Genomic DNA, 15751 nt, shown 5'->3' with positions numbered 1-15751 from the left:
GTCTGGACCACCACCTGCTGCTGCAGCGTTCACGTGAACGCTGTAGCCGGTCGTCATGGGCGTGTCGTCGGCTGGAGCGTTCACGTGAACGCTCCAGCCGATGAGTCGGGGCGTGTCCTGGCAGTCGGCGCCGACGCAGCACGGGAACGGCAGCACAGGCCCGGGGAGGCGCTAGCATGGTGGGCACAGGCGTCCGAGCCGTCATCAGCGGCGAGCCTGCGGAAGAACGGCCACCGTGACCCGACGATGAGCCCACTAGAACCGCACGGGTAGGCCCGTCACAGCCGGAACGAAGCGGCACGCCGCCGCCAGCAGGCCCGACCAGGGGCCAGGGGCGAGCGGCGGGCAAGCGAGGTGGTACCGCGGTGCCGACCGGGCGTCATACCCCGGCAGCGTCGTCCTCGTGGCACAGCCTGACCACGACACGAGACGACCGCACACGACGCCCGCCCCGCGACACCCCAGGAGCCGCCCGCCCATGGCCTACCCCCAGTCCAGCACCTCCGCCGCCGCGCTGACCTCCTCCCCGCGCTTCCCGGAGATCGAGCAGGCCGTGCTGGCCTACTGGCGCGAGCACGGCACCTTCGTCAAGAGCGTCGAGCAGCGCGACGCCGGCGAGGGTGGCGCCAACGAGTACGTCTTCTACGACGGACCGCCCTTCGCCAACGGCCTGCCGCACTACGGCCACCTGCTCACCGGCTACGTCAAGGATGTCGTCCCGCGCTACCAGACCATGCGGGGCAAGCGGGTCGAGCGGCGCTTCGGCTGGGACACCCACGGGCTGCCCGCCGAGCTCGAGGCGATGGAGCAGCTCGGCATCAAGACCAAGGACGAGATCCTGCGCCTCGGCATCGAGGCGTTCAACGCCAAGTGCCGCGAGTCGGTGCTGAAGTACACCGACGAGTGGCAGGACTACGTCACCCGCCAAGCCCGCTGGGTCGACTTCGAGGGCGACTACAAGACCCTCAACGTCGACTACATGGAGTCGGTGCTGTGGGCGTTCAAGCGGCTCTACGACAAGGGCCTGGTCTACGAGGGCTTCCGCGTGCTGCCCTACTGCTGGAACGACCAGACCCCGCTGTCCAACCACGAGCTGCGGATGGACGACGAGGTCTACCAGGTGCGCCAGGACCCGGCGGTCACCGTCGGGGCACGGCTGCTGCCCGGCGCGACCCCCGACGAGGTCCTGGACGGCGCGCTGGCGCTGGTGTGGACCACCACGCCGTGGACCCTGCCGGCCAACCTCGCGATCATGGTCGGCGAGGACATCGAGTATGTCGTGGTGCGGGCCCCGCTGCCCGGCGCCACCTCCGAGGGCGCCGGGTCCGGGGGCGGTGAGCGCTACCTCGTCGCGAAGGAGCGGCTCTCCTCCTACGCCCACGAGCTCGGCGAGGACCCGGAGGTGCTCGGCACCTACACCGGCGCCCAGCTGACCGGGCGCTCCTACGTGCCGCCCTTCTCCTACTACCAGGGCTGGGAGCGCGCCCACCGGCTGGTCGTCGCCGAGTTCGTCACCACCACCGACGGCACCGGCCTGGTCCACACCGCCGGCGCGTTCGGTGAGGACGACAAGGTGGTCACCGACCGCGAGGGCATCGAGCCGGTCATGCCGGTCGGCCCGGACGGCGCCTTCACCGCCCCGGTGGAGGAGTACGCCGGGATGCTCGTCTTCGACGCCAACGCGCCGATCATGGACCACCTCAAGGCCGCCACCCGCAACCAGCTCGGCGGCGAGCCGCAGGACACCGGCTCGGTGACCGAGGGCACCGTCCTGCTGCGGCGGGAGTCGTACGCCCACTCCTACCCGCACTGCTGGCGCTGCAAGCAGCCGCTCATCTACAAGGCGGTCTCCTCCTGGTTCGTCGAGGTCACGGCGTTCAAGGAGGACATGCTGCGCACCAACGAGGACATCACCTGGGTACCCGAGCACATCAAGCACGGGCAGTTCGGCCGCTGGCTGGAGAACGCCCGCGACTGGTCGATCTCCCGCAACCGCTTCTGGGGCAGCCCCATCCCGGTGTGGCGCAGCGACGACCCGGCCTACCCGCGCATCGACGTCTACGGCAGCCTCGAGGAGATCGAGGCCGACTTCGGCACCCTGCCCCGCGACCGTGACGGCCACGTGGACCTGCACCGGCCGTTCGTCGACGAGCTGACCCGGCCCAACCCCGACGACCCCACGGGCCAGAGCACCATGCGCCGGGTCGAGGACGTGCTCGACGTGTGGTTCGACTCCGGCTCGATGAGCTACGCCCAGGTGCACTACCCGTTCGAGAACGAGCAGTGGTTCGAGGAGCACTTCCCGGCCGATTTCATCGTCGAGTACATCGGGCAGACCCGCGGCTGGTTCTACACCCTGCACATCCTGGCCACCGCGCTCTTCGACCGGCCCGCGTTCTCCACCTGTCTCTCGCACGGCATCGTGCTCGGCAGCGACGGTCAGAAGATGTCCAAGTCGCTGAAGAACTACCCCGACGTCCGCGAGGTCTTCGACCGCGACGGCGCCGACGCGATGCGCTGGTTCCTCATGTCCTCCCCGATCCTGCGCGGCGGCAACCTCGTCGTCACCGAGCAGGGCATCCGCGACGGGGTGCGGCAGACGATGATCCCGCTGTGGAACGCGTGGTACTTCTTCGGGCTCTACGCCAACGCCGCGGGCTACGAGGCGCGCTGGTCGACCGGCGCGGAGCACCAGCTCGACCGCTACGTGCTGGCCAAGACCCGGGAGTTCGTCGAGGCGGCCGAGGCGGCCTACGACGGCAACGAGATCGCCGTGGCCGCCGAGGTCATCCGCGACTTCGTCGACGTCCTCACCAACTGGTACATCCGGCGCTCCCGGGACCGGTTCTGGGCCGAGGACCAGGAGGCCTTCGACACGCTCTACACCGTGCTGGAGATCACCTGCCGGGTGGCCGCCCCGCTGCTCCCGCTGCTGACCGAGGAGGTATGGCGTGGGCTCACCGGCGGCGAGTCGGTGCACCTCACCGACTGGCCGGAGGCCGGCGACCTGCCGGACGACCCGGAGCTGGTCGCCGCCATGGACACCGTGCGGGAGGTCTGCTCGACGACGCTCGGGCTGCGCAAGGCGCAGGGGCTGCGCGTCCGGCTGCCGCTCGCCCGGCTCACCGTCGTGACGGCCCATCGTCAGGGGTTGTCGGACCTGGCTGACATCGTGCGGGACGAGGTCAACGTGCGAGAGGTGGTGGTCCAGGACAGCAGCGAGGAGTCCGCCGCCGACTGGGGTGTCGAGCAGCGGCTGGCCGTCAACGCCCGGGCCGCCGGGCCCCGGCTGGGCAAGCAGGTGCAGCAGGCCATCAGGGGCAGCAAGTCCGGCGACTGGCAGGTGGCCGAGGACGGCACCGTCACCAGCGGCGGGATCGAGCTGGTCGAGGGCGAGTTCACCCTCGAGACCGTCGTGGGCGACGGTCCCGGTGACGGCGCCGAGCAGGGGGCCGGCTCGCGCGCGACCGCCATGCTCGGCGGTCACGGCGGTGGCTTCGTCGTCCTCGACACCGAGGTGACCGAGGACCTCGCCAAGGAGGGCCTGGCGCGCGACCTGGTCCGCGCCGTGCAGGGCGCCCGCAAGGACGCCGGTCTGGAGGTCACCGACCGGATCAGCCTCACCGTGGTCGGCGACGACGAGGTGTGGGACGCCGCCATGACCCATCAGCAGCTCGTCATGACCGAGACCCTCGCCGTGCAGTTCGGCGCCGCCGGCTCGGGCACCCCCCTGCCCCCGGTCTCGGCCCGCACGACCGGCGCCTACCGTGGGACCGCCACGCTGGACGCCGGACGCAGCGTCGAGCTCATGATCGCCACCGTCGACCGCTGAGGTCAGAGGAGATGAGCACGGATGAGTGACAACTTCTTCGAGGGCGAGGACGGCAGCACCGAGCTGCCGCTCGACGCCGGCGGTGCCGTCCCCGGCGACGAGGCACCCTCCACCCGTGGGGCGGCCGCCCCGGCGACCGACCCGGCCGACCTCGCGCGCTACGCCCAGGTGACCGAGGACATCCTGGCCCGCACGCCGGAGCACATGCCCGAGCCGAGCCTGCACCGGGTGGCGCGGGTCATGGAGCTCATGGGCGACCCGCAGCGGACCTTCCGGATGGTCCACCTCACCGGGACCAACGGCAAGACCTCGACCGCCCGGATGGTCGAGCGGCTCCTGCGGGAGATGGGCCTGCGCACGGGCCGGTTCACCAGCCCCCACCTGCACGACATGCGCGAACGGATCAGCACCGACGGGGAGCCGGTCTCCGTCGAGGCCTTCCTCGCCGCCTACGACGACGTGCTGCCCTTCGTCGAGATGGTCGACCTCGAGTCGGCCGCCGACGAGGACCCGGCCCGGCGCGTGCGGATGACCTACTTCGAGGTGCTCGTCTGCGTGGCGTATGCCGCCTTCGCCGACACCCCCGTCGACGTCGCCGTGGTGGAGGTCGGGCTCGGCGGGGTGTGGGACGCCACCTCCGTCGCCGACGGCGACGTGGCCGTGCTCACCCCGGTGGCGCTGGACCACACCCGCCTGCTCGGGAACACGCTCGAGGAGATCGCGACGGAGAAGGCCGGGATCATCAAGCCCGGGGCCATCGCCGTCGTGGGGGTCCAGGAGCCGGAGGTCATGGACGTCCTCACCGAGCGCACCGAGGAGGTCGGGGCCGACCTGCGGGCCGAGGGCGTGAACTTCGGCGTGCTGGCCCGGGAGATCGCCGTCGGTGGCCAGCAGGTGTCGGTCCGCGGCCTGGCCGGTGACTACGACGGCCTCTTCCTGCCGCTCTTCGGCGGGCACCAGGCGCACAACGCCGCCCTGGCGATCGCCGCGGTCGAGGCCTTCGTCGGGGGAGGGGAGCAGCCCCTGTCCGACGAGGTCCTCCGGGCCGGTCTGGCCGACGTCTCCTCACCCGGGCGCCTCGAGATCGTCCGCCGCTCGCCGACCGTCCTCGTCGACGCCGCGCACAACCCGGCCGGCGTGCAGGCCCTCGTGGAGGCGCTGCGCGAGTCCTTCACCTTCACCCGCCTCGTCGGGCTGCTCGCCGTCCTGGAGGACAAGGACGCCGAGCCCATGATCCAGGCGCTGGAGCCGGTGCTCGACCACGTCGTGGTGTCGCGCACCACCTCGCCGCGGGCCATCCGGCCGCACCGCCTGGGCGAGCTGGTGGCCGAGTTCTTCGGTGAGGACCGCGTCACCGTGGTCGACGCCCTCCCCGACGCCCTGGACGTGGCGGCGGGCCTGGCCGACGACGGCGGGGTCGGTGGTGCCGTGCTGGCCACCGGCTCGGTGACGACGGCCGCCGAGGTCCGCGAGCTGCTGGGGCTGACGACCGGCTAGCGGACGCCCCGGGCCCCGGGCACGGCGCCCCCGTCGACCGCCTCGGGCAGAGCACTCCAGCCGACCACCTCCGGCACCCGGACCGACCCGGCCTGCGCGGCCCGGCAGGTGAGCCGCTGGGGCGGGGCCAGACGCTCGACGCCTGTCGCCCGCCAGAGGCCGTGCCCCTCCACCGCCACGTCGGTGCGCCACCGCGCCACCACGTCGTGCGCCCCGGTCGGGGTCTTCCCGGTCCCGCCCTCCGAGCGTCCCTCACCGTGGTCCGGGGGCAGCGGCTCGGGGGCGCCGACCGGGCGCACGCCGTCCCACGGCACCGACCAGCGACCCAGCGCGGCCACCACGGCGCTCTGGACCCGTCGGTCCTGCCCGATGCGCCCGCGCAGGTGAGCCACCGCGGGCGCACCCGCCCGGTGCTCACGCACGACCGCGGCGGCCCCGTCGGCGTCGAGCCCGCCGTAGCAGGCGCCGTCCGGCAGCACGAGCAGGTTGGCCGCGAACCGGTCGCCCCCGGTGTGCGAGCACTCCCACACCTCGTCCGGCCAGGTCGCACCCAGCGCAGCCGCGACCGGCCGCCCGCGCACCGCGCAGCACACGTCCTTGCGCCCGTGGGTGCAGACGAGCAGCAGCTGCTCGTCGACCACGCCTGGGGTCGGGGAGGCGCCGAGGTCGGGCGCGTGGTGGGGGTCGGCGTCTCGGGGCGGGTCCTGCGCCGCAGCCCCGGTGAGCGCCGAGGTCGCCGCCGCGAGGAGATCGGCACCGGTGGACCACACGCCACCCACCACGCGGGTGCCGGGGCCGGCCGCAGGATCCACGGCATACCACTGCCACGGACCCTCCGCACGGTGCTGCCCGCCCGGCCGCCGGATGAGCAGGAACCGGGCGGAGCGGTCCGTCATGACCCGCACGAGGTCGTCGCGGGCCTCGGGCGGCAGGGCGGCCAGCGCGTCCTTGGGCCAGCCGCCCGGCACCTCGACGAGCAGCAGCCGGGCCTGCGGCGGGGCGGTGCCCAGGACCGGGTCACCGCGCTCACGCGCGGCGTCGGAGCAGCGGAAGGTCTCGGTCATCCGGGCCCGGGGGACTGCTCCGGCAGGCACGCGACCCCCCGGCGCAGCAGCCCGCGCCCGAGCTTCAGCGCCGCGTCGTCGTCCAGCCCGGCGAGCGCACCGAGGTCGCGCACCACGACGGGCTCGCCGCCCAGCAGCCGCTCGAGAGCCGGCCGGTACGCCGCGGGGAGGGTGGAGGTGGCGACCCGCGAGATCAGGCTCACCCGGTCGCCCTCCTCGCGCAGCGCGGGCTCGAGGTGGCGGCGGAGCACCACGGCGTCGTCCGCACGCAACCGCTCGGCGGCGGCCGCCTGGGCCACCGGGCGGACCGGGGCCGGGCGGGTGCTGCGCCGGTGGTCGGTCTCCAGCGCGGCGGCCAGCTCCTCGGCAGGCAGGTCGCGCAGCCGCCGCAGGAGGGCGGCCCGGACCTGCTCGACGTCCTCGCCCCAGCCGTCGGGGGAGGAGAGGTCGACCCCCAGCGGCAGGCTCTGCCGCACGCCGGCCTCGTCGCCGAGACCGGCGCCCACGAGGTCCAGCGCCGCGCGCGCGACGTGGTGCCGGGTCCAGGCGTGCACCCCGATGGTGAGGTGGGCGCTCACCTCACCCATCGCCCGGGCGGAGTGGACCCAGCCGCGGGGCAGGTAGAGGCAGTCGCCGGGACGCAGCGTGGTCTCGAGGAAGGCCGGCTCCTGCGCGCGGGCGGCCACCTCATCGCGGCGGTCGGTCCACGGCTGGCTGCGCAGCGGCTGCGGCAGGACGGGCTCGCGCAGGGACCACCGCTTGGTGCCGGACACCTGCAGGACGAAGACGTCGTGCACGTCGTAGTGGTCGTCGAAGCCCTGGTTCGCCGGGGGTGTGACGTAGGCGTTCACCTGCACCGGGCTGCCGAGGTCGTCAGCCAGGTCGGCCGCGAAGGCCCGGATCGGTCCCCACGTCCGGTGCAGCCCCTGCAGCACGAGGGTGGAGCCGTCGGCGAAGTGCCGGAGCAGCCGGGTGTCGTCGACCTGGTCGGGCATCCCGGCACCCGTACCGCCCGAGGAGGTGAAGGTGGCCTCAGGCAGCGTCGAGCCGTCCTTGGCCACCCGCAGGAAGGGGGTCCGCAGCGCGCGGTCGGAGACGAGCTCGTCGACCGCGTCGAGGGAGAACAGGTCGGTGAACTCGTCGCCGTCCCGCTCCTCGACCGCGGCCAGGTGGAGGGTATGCCCCCAGTGGTCGCGGGCGAAGGTGTCGGCGTCCAGGCGTCCCAGGAGCCGGGTGAGGGCCGGTCGCCCGGCCCTCACCACGTGCGGTCGTGCGTCCGTCACTCGGCGGGACCGTCGGCTCCGCCGTCACCGCCCGGGCCGGCGTGACCGTCCGCGCCGCCGTCGGCGCCGCCGTCGCCACCAGGTCCGGCGTGACCGTCCGCGCCGCCGTCGGCACCGCCGTCACCACCAGGTCCGGCGTGCCCGTCCGCGTCGCCGGTGCTCGCCGGGCCCGCCTCGGGGACGTCCTCGAACGGGTCGTTGTCCTGCGTGCTCATCGCATCCACCCTTCAGTCGTGGGTCGGGCCGCGCGGACCGCGGCCCCGGTCACGAGCATCCTTCGTGGCCCGGCGCACCGCAACCGCAACCGTGCACGGACGGGCGGCCTCAGTGGTCGTGGCCGCCGGAGCCCGGGACCGGCGAGGGGGCGTCCTCGGCCTCCGCCGCCTCCTGCGCAGCCAGCCAGGCGTCGACGTCCTCCCGGGGCGTGGCGTCCCGCTCGGCGAGCATGTCGCGCATGAGGACGATCTCGCCCTCCTGCGCGTCCACCATCTTCTGCGCGGCGAGCAGCACCTCGGGCTGCGTGGCCTGCGCGACGGCGGCCTCGGCCATCTCGACGCCGGAGATGTGGTGGGTCGTCATGAGCTGGAGGAAGAGCACCTCGGCCTCCTGCCCGGAGGCGTCGGTGAGCTCCTGGATCTCGGTGGGCGAGGCCATACCGGGCATCGGCACCCCCTCCGGCAGGTCCTCCATGTCCGCCATGCCCGTGTGGTCGTGCCCCGCCATGTCCTCCATGGACATCCAGGCCATGCGCTCCTCGCCGCGCGCCCGCGGGAGCCCCCAGTCGTCCAGCCAGGTCCCCATCATCCCGCGCTCGTAGCCCTGGTTGTTGCTGATGTCGACCGCCAGCCGGCGCACGTCCTCGTCCTCGGTGCGCTGCATCACCAGCTGCGACATCTGGACCGCCTGGGCGTGGTGCTCGCTCATGTCCCGGGCGAAGCCGGCGTCGACGCCGTCGTCCGGCGGGGTCCGCTCACCGAAGGCCAGCCAGCCCACGAGGGCCCCGAGGCACAGCGCGAGGACGGTCACCACCGCGAGAGCGGGGGCACCGAAGGTGCGCCAGCGGTCACGGGGTCGCGCGGCGGCGGCCGGCGTGGGCTCCGGCTCCGGCTCGACGACGGGGTCGCTCACTGACGCGCCACCAGGTCGGTCACCGTCCCGCCCGTGCAGGCGGCACCGAGCTCCGGGGTGTCCGGCGCCTGTCGGTACTCGCGGATGAAGGCCTGCAGGGTCCTCTCGTCCGCGGTGTCCAGCTCCAGCTGGTGGTTCCACGACGTCGCCATGACCGGCGACTCCTGGTCGGCGACGGGGCTCACGAGCATGTACTCCTCGTCGCCCAGGGCCGCGAGCACCTCGACCTGGTCCGCCGGCAGGTCGGGCTGGTAGGTCAGCCAGACCGCACCGTGCTCCAGGGAGTGCACCGCGTGCTCGGTCGGCACCTCCTCCTCGTAGACGCCGCAGTCCCACCAGGCCGGGTGGTGCGGGCCGCCGGGGGGCACGGGCGAGTCGTAGTCGATCTGCTCGTTGACGTGGTTGGCCGGGGTGTTCTCGAAGTCCTCCACGCCGGCCAGGTCGACGAAGGCGGGGGAGTCCCGGACGACGGCGAAGACGACGGCGCCGACGATGAGGACCACGACGGCGACGGCCGAGCCCCAGATGAGGACGCCTCGGCGCCGGTCGGCGGCCTTGCCGGCCTTCTGGATCTTGGCCGCCTTGGCGGCGCGGTCGGACGCCGCTGGGGTGCGGTCGGGTCGGGGCATCGAAGCGCTCCTGGTCTGGCTGGGCCTGGTGTCCGGACCAGGGTATGCCGTGGTGCTGGCGGGTTGCTGAGAGGCCTCACAGGCGGGGTCTGGGAGGATGAGGGGCGTGACTCCCGGCACCCTCACCCGACGTCTGTGCGCCACGACGCTGATCGCCCAGGCCCTGTCGGTCTTCCTCGGTGCCCTCGTCGCCTGGCGGCTGGGGCAGACCACCGACGACCCGCGGGCGGGCGCCTTCCTCTGGGGCGGGCTGGCGCTGGCCGGCCTGTGCGTCGTGGCAGCAGGGGCCCTGCGCAGCCGACGGGGGATCCTCCTGGGCTGGGTCGTCCAGTTCCTCACCCTGGCCGCCGGGGTCGTCCTCCCCGCCATGTTCGTCGTCGCCGGGTTGTTCGGCTTCCTGTGGTGGCTGTGCCTCACGCAGGGCATCCGCATGGACCGGCTGACCGCGCAGCGGGCGGAGCAGGAGCGCCAGCACGAGCAGGAGCAGGGGGGGAGCTGACCGTGGACCTGTTCAGCGCCGTCGTCCTGGGCATCGTCCAGGGGCTCACCGAGTTCCTGCCGATCTCCTCCAGCGCGCACGTCTCGATCGTCGGCCGGTTCCTCGGGCAGGAGGACCCGGGCGCCGCCTTCACCGCCATCACCCAGCTCGGCACCGAGGCCGCCGTCCTGCTCTACTTCTGGCGCGACATCGTGCGGATCGTGCGTGCCTGGTCCGCCTCGCTGGTCGGTCGCGTCCCCAGGAACGACCCGGACGCCGTGCTCGGCTGGTGGGTCATCCTCGGCACCGTCCCCATCGGCGTCCTGGGCCTGCTGCTGCAGGACTGGATCGAGACCGACCTGCGCAGCCTGTGGCTCACCGCCACGATGCTCCTCGTCTTCGCGCTGGTGATCCTGGCGGCCGAACGCGTGGGTCGCCAGGAGCGGCAGCTCACCGAGCTGACCTGGCGCCAGGGCCTGGGCTTCGGGCTGTGGCAGGCCCTCGCCCTCGTCCCCGGCGTCTCGCGCAGCGGCGGCACCATCGCCGGTGGCCTCTTCATGGGCTTCACCCGCGAGGCGGCGGCCCGCTACTCCTTCCTCCTGGCCATCCCGGCGGTCCTGGCCTCGGGCGGGCTGCAGCTGGTCAAGGTGGCCACCGGCGACGCCATCGGCTCCGGCACCGGCTGGGGTGCGATCGCGGTGGCCACCGTCCTGGCGTTCCTCGTCGGGTATGCCGTCATCGCCTGGTTCATGCGCTACATCACCACCCACAGCTTCACGCCGTTCATGGTCTACCGCATCGTCCTGGCGCTCGTGCTCTTCGGGCTGCTGGGCGCCGGGGTCCTGCAGCCCTGACCCGCGGGGCGGGCGGCACCGCATACCCTGGTCCCCGTGACCGACACCAGCACCCCCCAGACCGAACGTTCCCTCGTCCTCGTCAAGCCGGACGGCTACCGCCGCGGCCTGTCCGGGGAGGTGCTGCGCCGCATCGAGGCCAAGGGCTACACCCTGGCGGCGCTGGCGGTGCTCACCCCCGCGCGCGAGCAGCTCGAGGCGCACTACGCCGAGCACGAGGGCAAGCCGTTCTACGAGCCGCTGCTGGAGTTCATGTCCTCGGGCCCGGTGACCGCCGCCGTCATCGAGGGCCACGGCTGCATCCCCGGCTTCCGTTCACTCGCCGGGGCGACCGACCCGACCGCCGCGGCGCCGGGCACCATCCGCGGCGACCACGGTCGCGACTGGGGGCTGAAGGTCCAGCAGAACATCGTCCACGGCTCGGACAGCCCCGAGTCCGCCGAGCGGGAGATCGCCATCTGGTTCCCGACCCAGGGCTGAGCCCTCACACCGGGACGCCGAACAGCCCCGGCGAGGGCAACCCGAGCTCCGGACGCGCCAGCCGGGCCAGGACGAGCGCCGTGCCCGACAGGCCCTGGAACAGCCCGTAGCCACCGCGGGTCCGCTGGCCCGTTGGCCAGAGGTGCGGGTCCTCGCCGAGCAGCCCGGCCACCTGCAGCACCGCCGCGCGGGTCGCCTCCAGGTGCTCGGTGTCGCCGTGCGCGGCCGCCCACGCCAGGACGTCCACCGGACCGCCCAGGCCGTGGCACAGCGTCAGCCCGGCGTCGTGGGGGTCGAGCCGGACCGACGCCGGCCCGGCCTCCGCCAGCTGCCGACGCGCCGCCTCGGCGCTCAGCCCCACCTGCTCGCGGCACAGCAGCAGCCCCGCGTCCGCCTGGCTGCGCAGCGCGGTTGCGGGCACCCCGAGGTCGACGCCCGCCTCCGCGAGCCGGCCCAGCTCCAGCCGGACCGCGGTCACCCCGGCGGCGCCGTGGCACCACAGGACGGGGTAGGCCGGGGGGTCGTCCCGCAGGTCCGGCCAGCCGAGCACGCGGTCGACCCAGGCGCTCTCCCAGAGCCAGGTCCGCAGGAACCGCTCGCGCGCGGCGCTCGCCAGGGCGGGGGCCGGGTCGCTCGCCAGCCAGTGGGCGAGCGCGAGCAGGACGCCGCTGCTGCCGTGCGCCAGGCCGGTGAGCGGCCGGGCCGCCTCACCCTGCCCGTCCGGCGGTCCCGGATGGCACCACCCCTCCCCGTCGGCCCGGCCGCAGTCGAGCAGCGCCCGCCCGACGGCGTCCGTCTCGCGGGACGACGCCCCCAGGCCCACCGTCGCGAGCAGCAGCCCGGACAACCCGTCGAGGTGGTCGCTGGAGCCCGTGAGAGACCCGGGAGCGGGGGCGGTGGCCGGTTCCCCGGTGAGGGCGGCCCGCACGAGGGCGACCCCGGCCGCGCCGTCCAGGAGGCCCGGCGTGCCGGGCGCCCGCGTGGGTGCGGCGACGGTCGCCCGGGCGAGGCCGAGCGCCTCCTCCGGGTCGGGCAGCAGCGGCGCCAGCAGGCTCAGGGCCCAGGCGACGCCGGCGTCGCCGTCGTAGACCTCGGGCCCCGCGACCTGCAACGAGGTGCTGACGGCGTCGGAGCGCGACCAGGTCACCCAGCCGACCCGCCCGCCGTCGTGCAGCGCGGCGTCGACGACCGCCTGGGTCGCCGCCCGGGCGAGCTCCTCCACGCCCTCCCGTGTCCCGGCGGCGTCGGCGGTCCCGCCCCCGTCCCCGGCTCGGACCGGGCTGGTCCGGCGCGCGCTCACGACGCCGGCTCCGCCCGGCGCAGGTGCGGCCGCCGGTCGTCGAGGCCGGCCTCGCGCAGGGCCAGCCGGACCAGCGGTGCGGCGTCCTGCGGGCTCCCGGCCTGCCGCCACGCCGCCAACCCCCGGGCCAGCGCCGCGCACCGGTTCTCCCCGAAGCTGGCGCCGTCGCCGTCGTCCTGCGCCCAGCCGAGACCGGGGGCGTGCCCCCGCGTCAGCGGTGGGGTGTGCGGCTCGAGCCACCCGCGGGTCGCGTCCTCCAGCACGTCGAGCGCGGCCGGTGCCGTCTCGTCGGGGACGTAGACGACGGTCCGGTCCGGCCGCAGCAGGGCCGCGTCGTCGACGGCGCACTTGAGCAGCCAGGCGCCGCGCAGCCCCACGAGCGCCTCGACGGCCCGACCCACCGTCTCGACCAGGTGGTCCAGCCGGGGACAGAGGTAGATCCGGGTCAGCGGCCCAGGGTGCACGGGATGCACCCACTCCGTCGACCACGTGCGCCACCACGACGCGGCGAGGACCGGGCCGCCGACGGGGGGCACGAGGATCTGCTGGCCCTCCCGGGGCGGCAACGAGGTCCGTGGGGTCCCCCCGGAGGCCGGCGGACGCGCCCACCGGCCGGGCAGGACGGCGTGGTGGCGCCCGGTGTCGTCCCGGACCACCAGCCCCCCGCCCGGGTCGAGCCGGCGGACCGTGACCGGCCGCCACCCGCCCACGCCGAGCAGCCGGGCGTCCAGCAGCCCGGCCAGCGGCGGACCGACCTGGTCCCGCGCGGGCGTGACCGGGGCGGCGTACCACTGCGCGTAGAGCCGGTCGGCCAGCTCGCGGGCGTCGGCCGGGGCGGGCCCGGTGCCGGCGACCCGCGCCGCGTCCAGCAGCGCCCGGGTGACGGTGCTCATGAGGCGAGCACCTGCTGGAGGTGACCCCAGGACACCAGGTCGCTGAGCGCGCTGCGGGTGTCGGCCATGACGTCGTGCACCAGCCGGAGCGCGGGGTCCTCCACCCCCGGGCCCGCACCGGCCGCGTAGGCGTCCAGCAGCTCCCGGCGGGCGGTGTCGACGTGCTCGAGACCGAGGCAGTCGTCGAGGACCCGGAGGGCGCACACGAGGTCCCAGGAGGGCTCACCGAGGCCTCCGTCCTCGAGGTCCACCAGACGGGCGACCGGACCGGCCGGGCCCCACGCCACCAGGACGTTGTCCGAGGAGAGGTCGCCGTGGACGAGGTGCCGACGACCCCATCGCCGCGCCGCGCCACGCGCGACGCGCGCCTCCTCGCCCGGCTCGTCCAGCACCTGGGCGGCCAGGAGGGCCGCCGCCGACCCCGGTGGCGCGCTGCGCACGCTCGCCGGCGCCTGGCCGGTCAACGGCCAGGGCCGGGTGGCGCGCGGCAGGGCCGTCGGCGTCGGCACCGGGTGACGGTGGAGGGTGGCGAGGGTCTGCCCCAGGGCGTGCGCCACCGCGAGCGGGTCGCGGGGCAGCGTCTCGTGCAGCGGGGCCCCGGGGACCGCGGTGGTCCAGACCGTCTCCTCGTCGGCGAGCAGCAGCCCTGGCACCGGCCCTCCCTGCAGCGCCCCGAGCACCGCGGCCTCCTGGGCCACGGTGGCCAGCCCGTCGCTCGCGGTCGCCTCGCCCTGCTGCTTGACGAAGGCCACCGGGACACCGTCCACGTCGAGGCGGTGCACGAGGTTGCTGCGCGGGCACGGCACCAGCCGGACCTCCCCGTCGAGCACGCCGGCGCAGGCGACCACCCCCTGCGTGATCGCCTGCGCCAGCAGGGCCGGGGCGCTCCTCATGCGAGCGGCCCGTCCTGCTCCGCCTCGTCGAGCTCCTGGGCGACCTGGTCCAGGGCGGCGTGGTAGCCGGCCCACCACGCGGCGTCGGCGCCCGGGTCCTCCTCCCAGCCCTGCTCGTAGGGGTTCTGCCAGCCACCGCAGACGCGGCTGACGGGCGGGCAGAGACGGCTGTCCGGCGGCAGGCAGTCCGGCACCCGCGTGAGGCGGACCGGAGGGCAGTCGACGAACGGACGGGTCCGGAGCACCGGCGGGCAGCTGACCCACGGCCTGGTGACCCGTGCCCCGGGGCACCAGGGCTCGCTGCGCGTGGGGCACAGCACGCTGATCCTCGAGCGCAGCGGCGGGGGCAGCACCGTCCGTGGCGGGTTGAGGGTGACCTCCAGCTCGGAGAGCACCGAGGCGATGGGGTTGGCGAAGGTGAGGCTGCCGTCCCGGGCACCGGCGAAGAGCAGCCCGACCACCTGCCGGCTGTCGTTCATGACGACCGAGCCGGAGTCGCCCCGGTCGGAGAACCTCGGCGCCCCGGTGGCCGGCCGGACCGAGATCTGGTGGCGCAGGGTCCGCATACCGACACCGTCGCCGTAGTCCAGCGTCACCGTCGCGTCCACCGACACCACCTCGCCGTGCGTGTGCTCGGTGGTCCGGCCCCGCTTCTGGACCGCCGTCCCGACCACCGCGGCGGCGCTGCCGCCGACGGCGCCGATGTCGACCACCTCGTCGGCCCAGGTCTCGTCGCCGTCCAGACGCACCACCGCCCCGTCCACCTGCTCGGAGATGACGCCGCGCGTCAGGGTGCCGACCTGGTCGGTCGCCGGGTCACCGCTGTCGAAGCGACCCGGCTGCAGGACGGACTCACCCGCCGCCCACGACGTGTCCACGCAGGCCACGTGGAAGTTCGTGAGCAGGCTGACCGCCCCGGTGCTCGTGTCGCGCACCAGCGCCCCGCCCGTCCCCGCGTTCTGGTGCCGGGCCGGACCGATGCTGATGCCACCCCGGATCGTCGTGTGCTTGCTCGTGTCGCTCAGCGGGTCGCCGGCGTAGAGCCCCGGTCCGCCCTGCAGCTCGATGACCAGCTCCTGCACGTCGGTGGGGACCCCTCCCACCTCGGCGGGTACCTGCTGTCCCTTCGGGACCCGGGAGGGCGACTTCTTGGCCTCGACGTAGACGACGATGCTCAGCTCACCGGTGGGCTTGCCGTCGCTGATCTTCTCGCCGATGTCCACGCCGACGACCCCGTCGAGGGCGAGCAGGTCGTCCTCGACCTGCTCCTTGGTCGGACGGATGCGTGCGGCGGCTACCGCGTCGTGCTCCATGGCTACCTCCTGGTCTCGGGGTGCCGGACGGCACCACGGGGGTCCAGAGGGACCCATCGGCACGCAGATACGTCACGATCCGGTGTATCTGCGAGCGCTGGGGGTTC

Annotated in this window: 14 protein-coding genes; 5 read left to right on the top strand and 9 right to left on the bottom strand. The window is 74.4% G+C overall.

Annotation, left to right across the window (positions count from 1 at the left end; all coding sequences use genetic code 11):
* The first annotated feature begins 478 nt into the window (after positions 1–478).
* Positions 479–3832 (top strand): isoleucine--tRNA ligase, encoded by a 3354-nt coding sequence (gene ileS, locus AVL62_RS11530; RefSeq protein WP_058891743.1) that lies wholly within the window; start codon positions 479–481, stop codon positions 3830–3832.
* Positions 3833–3853: 21 nt separating this feature from the next.
* On the top strand, positions 3854–5329 hold the full coding sequence (locus AVL62_RS11525; protein ID WP_058891742.1) for a bifunctional folylpolyglutamate synthase/dihydrofolate synthase: 1476 nt from the start codon (positions 3854–3856) through the stop codon (positions 5327–5329).
* On the opposite strand, the gene AVL62_RS11520 is transcribed toward AVL62_RS11525, so the two are convergent.
* The 5 genes from AVL62_RS11520 to AVL62_RS11500 all read right to left on the bottom strand — a co-directional run bounded on the left by AVL62_RS11520 (position 5326) and on the right by AVL62_RS11500 (position 9433).
* The gene (locus tag AVL62_RS11520) at positions 5326–6393 is read right to left on the bottom strand and encodes a sucrase ferredoxin (RefSeq protein ID WP_058891741.1); all 1068 of its coding nucleotides are present in this window, start codon (positions 6391–6393) and stop codon (positions 5326–5328) included. The genes AVL62_RS11525 and AVL62_RS11520 overlap by 4 nt on opposite strands.
* Entirely contained in the window at positions 6390–7676 is a 1287-nt protein-coding gene (locus tag AVL62_RS11515; RefSeq protein WP_235585670.1) for a cupin domain-containing protein, read from the bottom strand. The genes AVL62_RS11520 and AVL62_RS11515 overlap by 4 nt, the downstream gene beginning before the upstream one ends.
* The gene (locus tag AVL62_RS11510) at positions 7673–7891 is read right to left on the bottom strand and encodes a hypothetical protein (RefSeq protein WP_058891740.1); all 219 of its coding nucleotides are present in this window, start codon (positions 7889–7891) and stop codon (positions 7673–7675) included. Before AVL62_RS11510 ends, AVL62_RS11515 begins: the two co-directional genes overlap by 4 nt.
* Positions 7892–8000: 109 nt before the next feature.
* On the bottom strand, positions 8001–8804 hold the full coding sequence (locus tag AVL62_RS11505; RefSeq protein ID WP_058891739.1) for a DUF305 domain-containing protein: 804 nt from the start codon (positions 8802–8804) through the stop codon (positions 8001–8003).
* The gene (locus AVL62_RS11500; protein ID WP_058891738.1) at positions 8801–9433 is read right to left on the bottom strand and encodes a DUF3105 domain-containing protein; all 633 of its coding nucleotides are present in this window, start codon (positions 9431–9433) and stop codon (positions 8801–8803) included. The genes AVL62_RS11505 and AVL62_RS11500 overlap by 4 nt, the downstream gene beginning before the upstream one ends.
* 106 nt (positions 9434–9539) lie before the next feature.
* On the opposite strand from AVL62_RS11500, the gene AVL62_RS11495 reads away from it, so the two are divergent.
* The 3 genes from AVL62_RS11495 to ndk are packed head-to-tail and all read left to right on the top strand — an operon-like array spanning position 9540 to position 11245.
* On the top strand, positions 9540–9932 hold the full coding sequence (locus AVL62_RS11495) for a DUF4233 domain-containing protein (protein ID WP_058891737.1): 393 nt from the start codon (positions 9540–9542) through the stop codon (positions 9930–9932).
* A 2-nt stretch (positions 9933–9934) separates the two neighbouring features.
* Positions 9935–10765 carry an undecaprenyl-diphosphate phosphatase gene (locus tag AVL62_RS11490; protein WP_058891736.1) on the top strand — a complete coding sequence of 277 codons (831 nt, stop codon included), beginning with the start codon at positions 9935–9937 and terminating at the stop codon, positions 10763–10765.
* A gap of 36 nt (positions 10766–10801) precedes the next feature.
* On the top strand, positions 10802–11245 hold the full coding sequence (gene ndk / locus AVL62_RS11485; protein WP_058891735.1) for a nucleoside-diphosphate kinase: 444 nt from the start codon (positions 10802–10804) through the stop codon (positions 11243–11245).
* Positions 11246–11249: 4 nt separating this feature from the next.
* Here the strand turns inward: ndk and AVL62_RS17335 are convergent, their stop codons facing one another.
* The 4 genes from AVL62_RS17335 to AVL62_RS11465 are packed head-to-tail and all read right to left on the bottom strand — an operon-like array spanning position 11250 to position 15644.
* On the bottom strand, positions 11250–12545 hold the full coding sequence (locus tag AVL62_RS17335) for a lanthionine synthetase LanC family protein (RefSeq protein ID WP_058891734.1): 1296 nt from the start codon (positions 12543–12545) through the stop codon (positions 11250–11252).
* Positions 12542–13438 (bottom strand): T3SS effector HopA1 family protein, encoded by an 897-nt coding sequence (locus AVL62_RS17330; protein ID WP_058891733.1) that lies wholly within the window; start codon positions 13436–13438, stop codon positions 12542–12544. The genes AVL62_RS17335 and AVL62_RS17330 overlap by 4 nt, the downstream gene beginning before the upstream one ends.
* Positions 13435–14331, bottom strand: a complete 897-nt coding sequence (locus tag AVL62_RS17325; protein WP_058891732.1) for a phosphotransferase family protein — start codon at positions 14329–14331, stop codon at positions 13435–13437. Before AVL62_RS17325 ends, AVL62_RS17330 begins: the two co-directional genes overlap by 4 nt.
* Positions 14328–15644: a hypothetical protein gene (locus AVL62_RS11465; protein ID WP_058891731.1), complete on the bottom strand. Its 1317-nt coding sequence runs from the start codon at positions 15642–15644 to the stop codon at positions 14328–14330. Before AVL62_RS11465 ends, AVL62_RS17325 begins: the two co-directional genes overlap by 4 nt.
* Positions 15645–15751: the final 107 nt, after the last annotated feature.

The sequence above is a fragment of the Serinicoccus chungangensis genome (genome assembly GCF_001483745.1).
Classification (GTDB): Bacteria; Actinomycetota; Actinomycetes; order Actinomycetales; family Dermatophilaceae; genus Ornithinicoccus; species Ornithinicoccus chungangensis_A.
The sequence above is the reverse complement of the archived record's forward strand: the minus strand, read 5'-3'. Positions and strand labels throughout refer to the sequence as shown.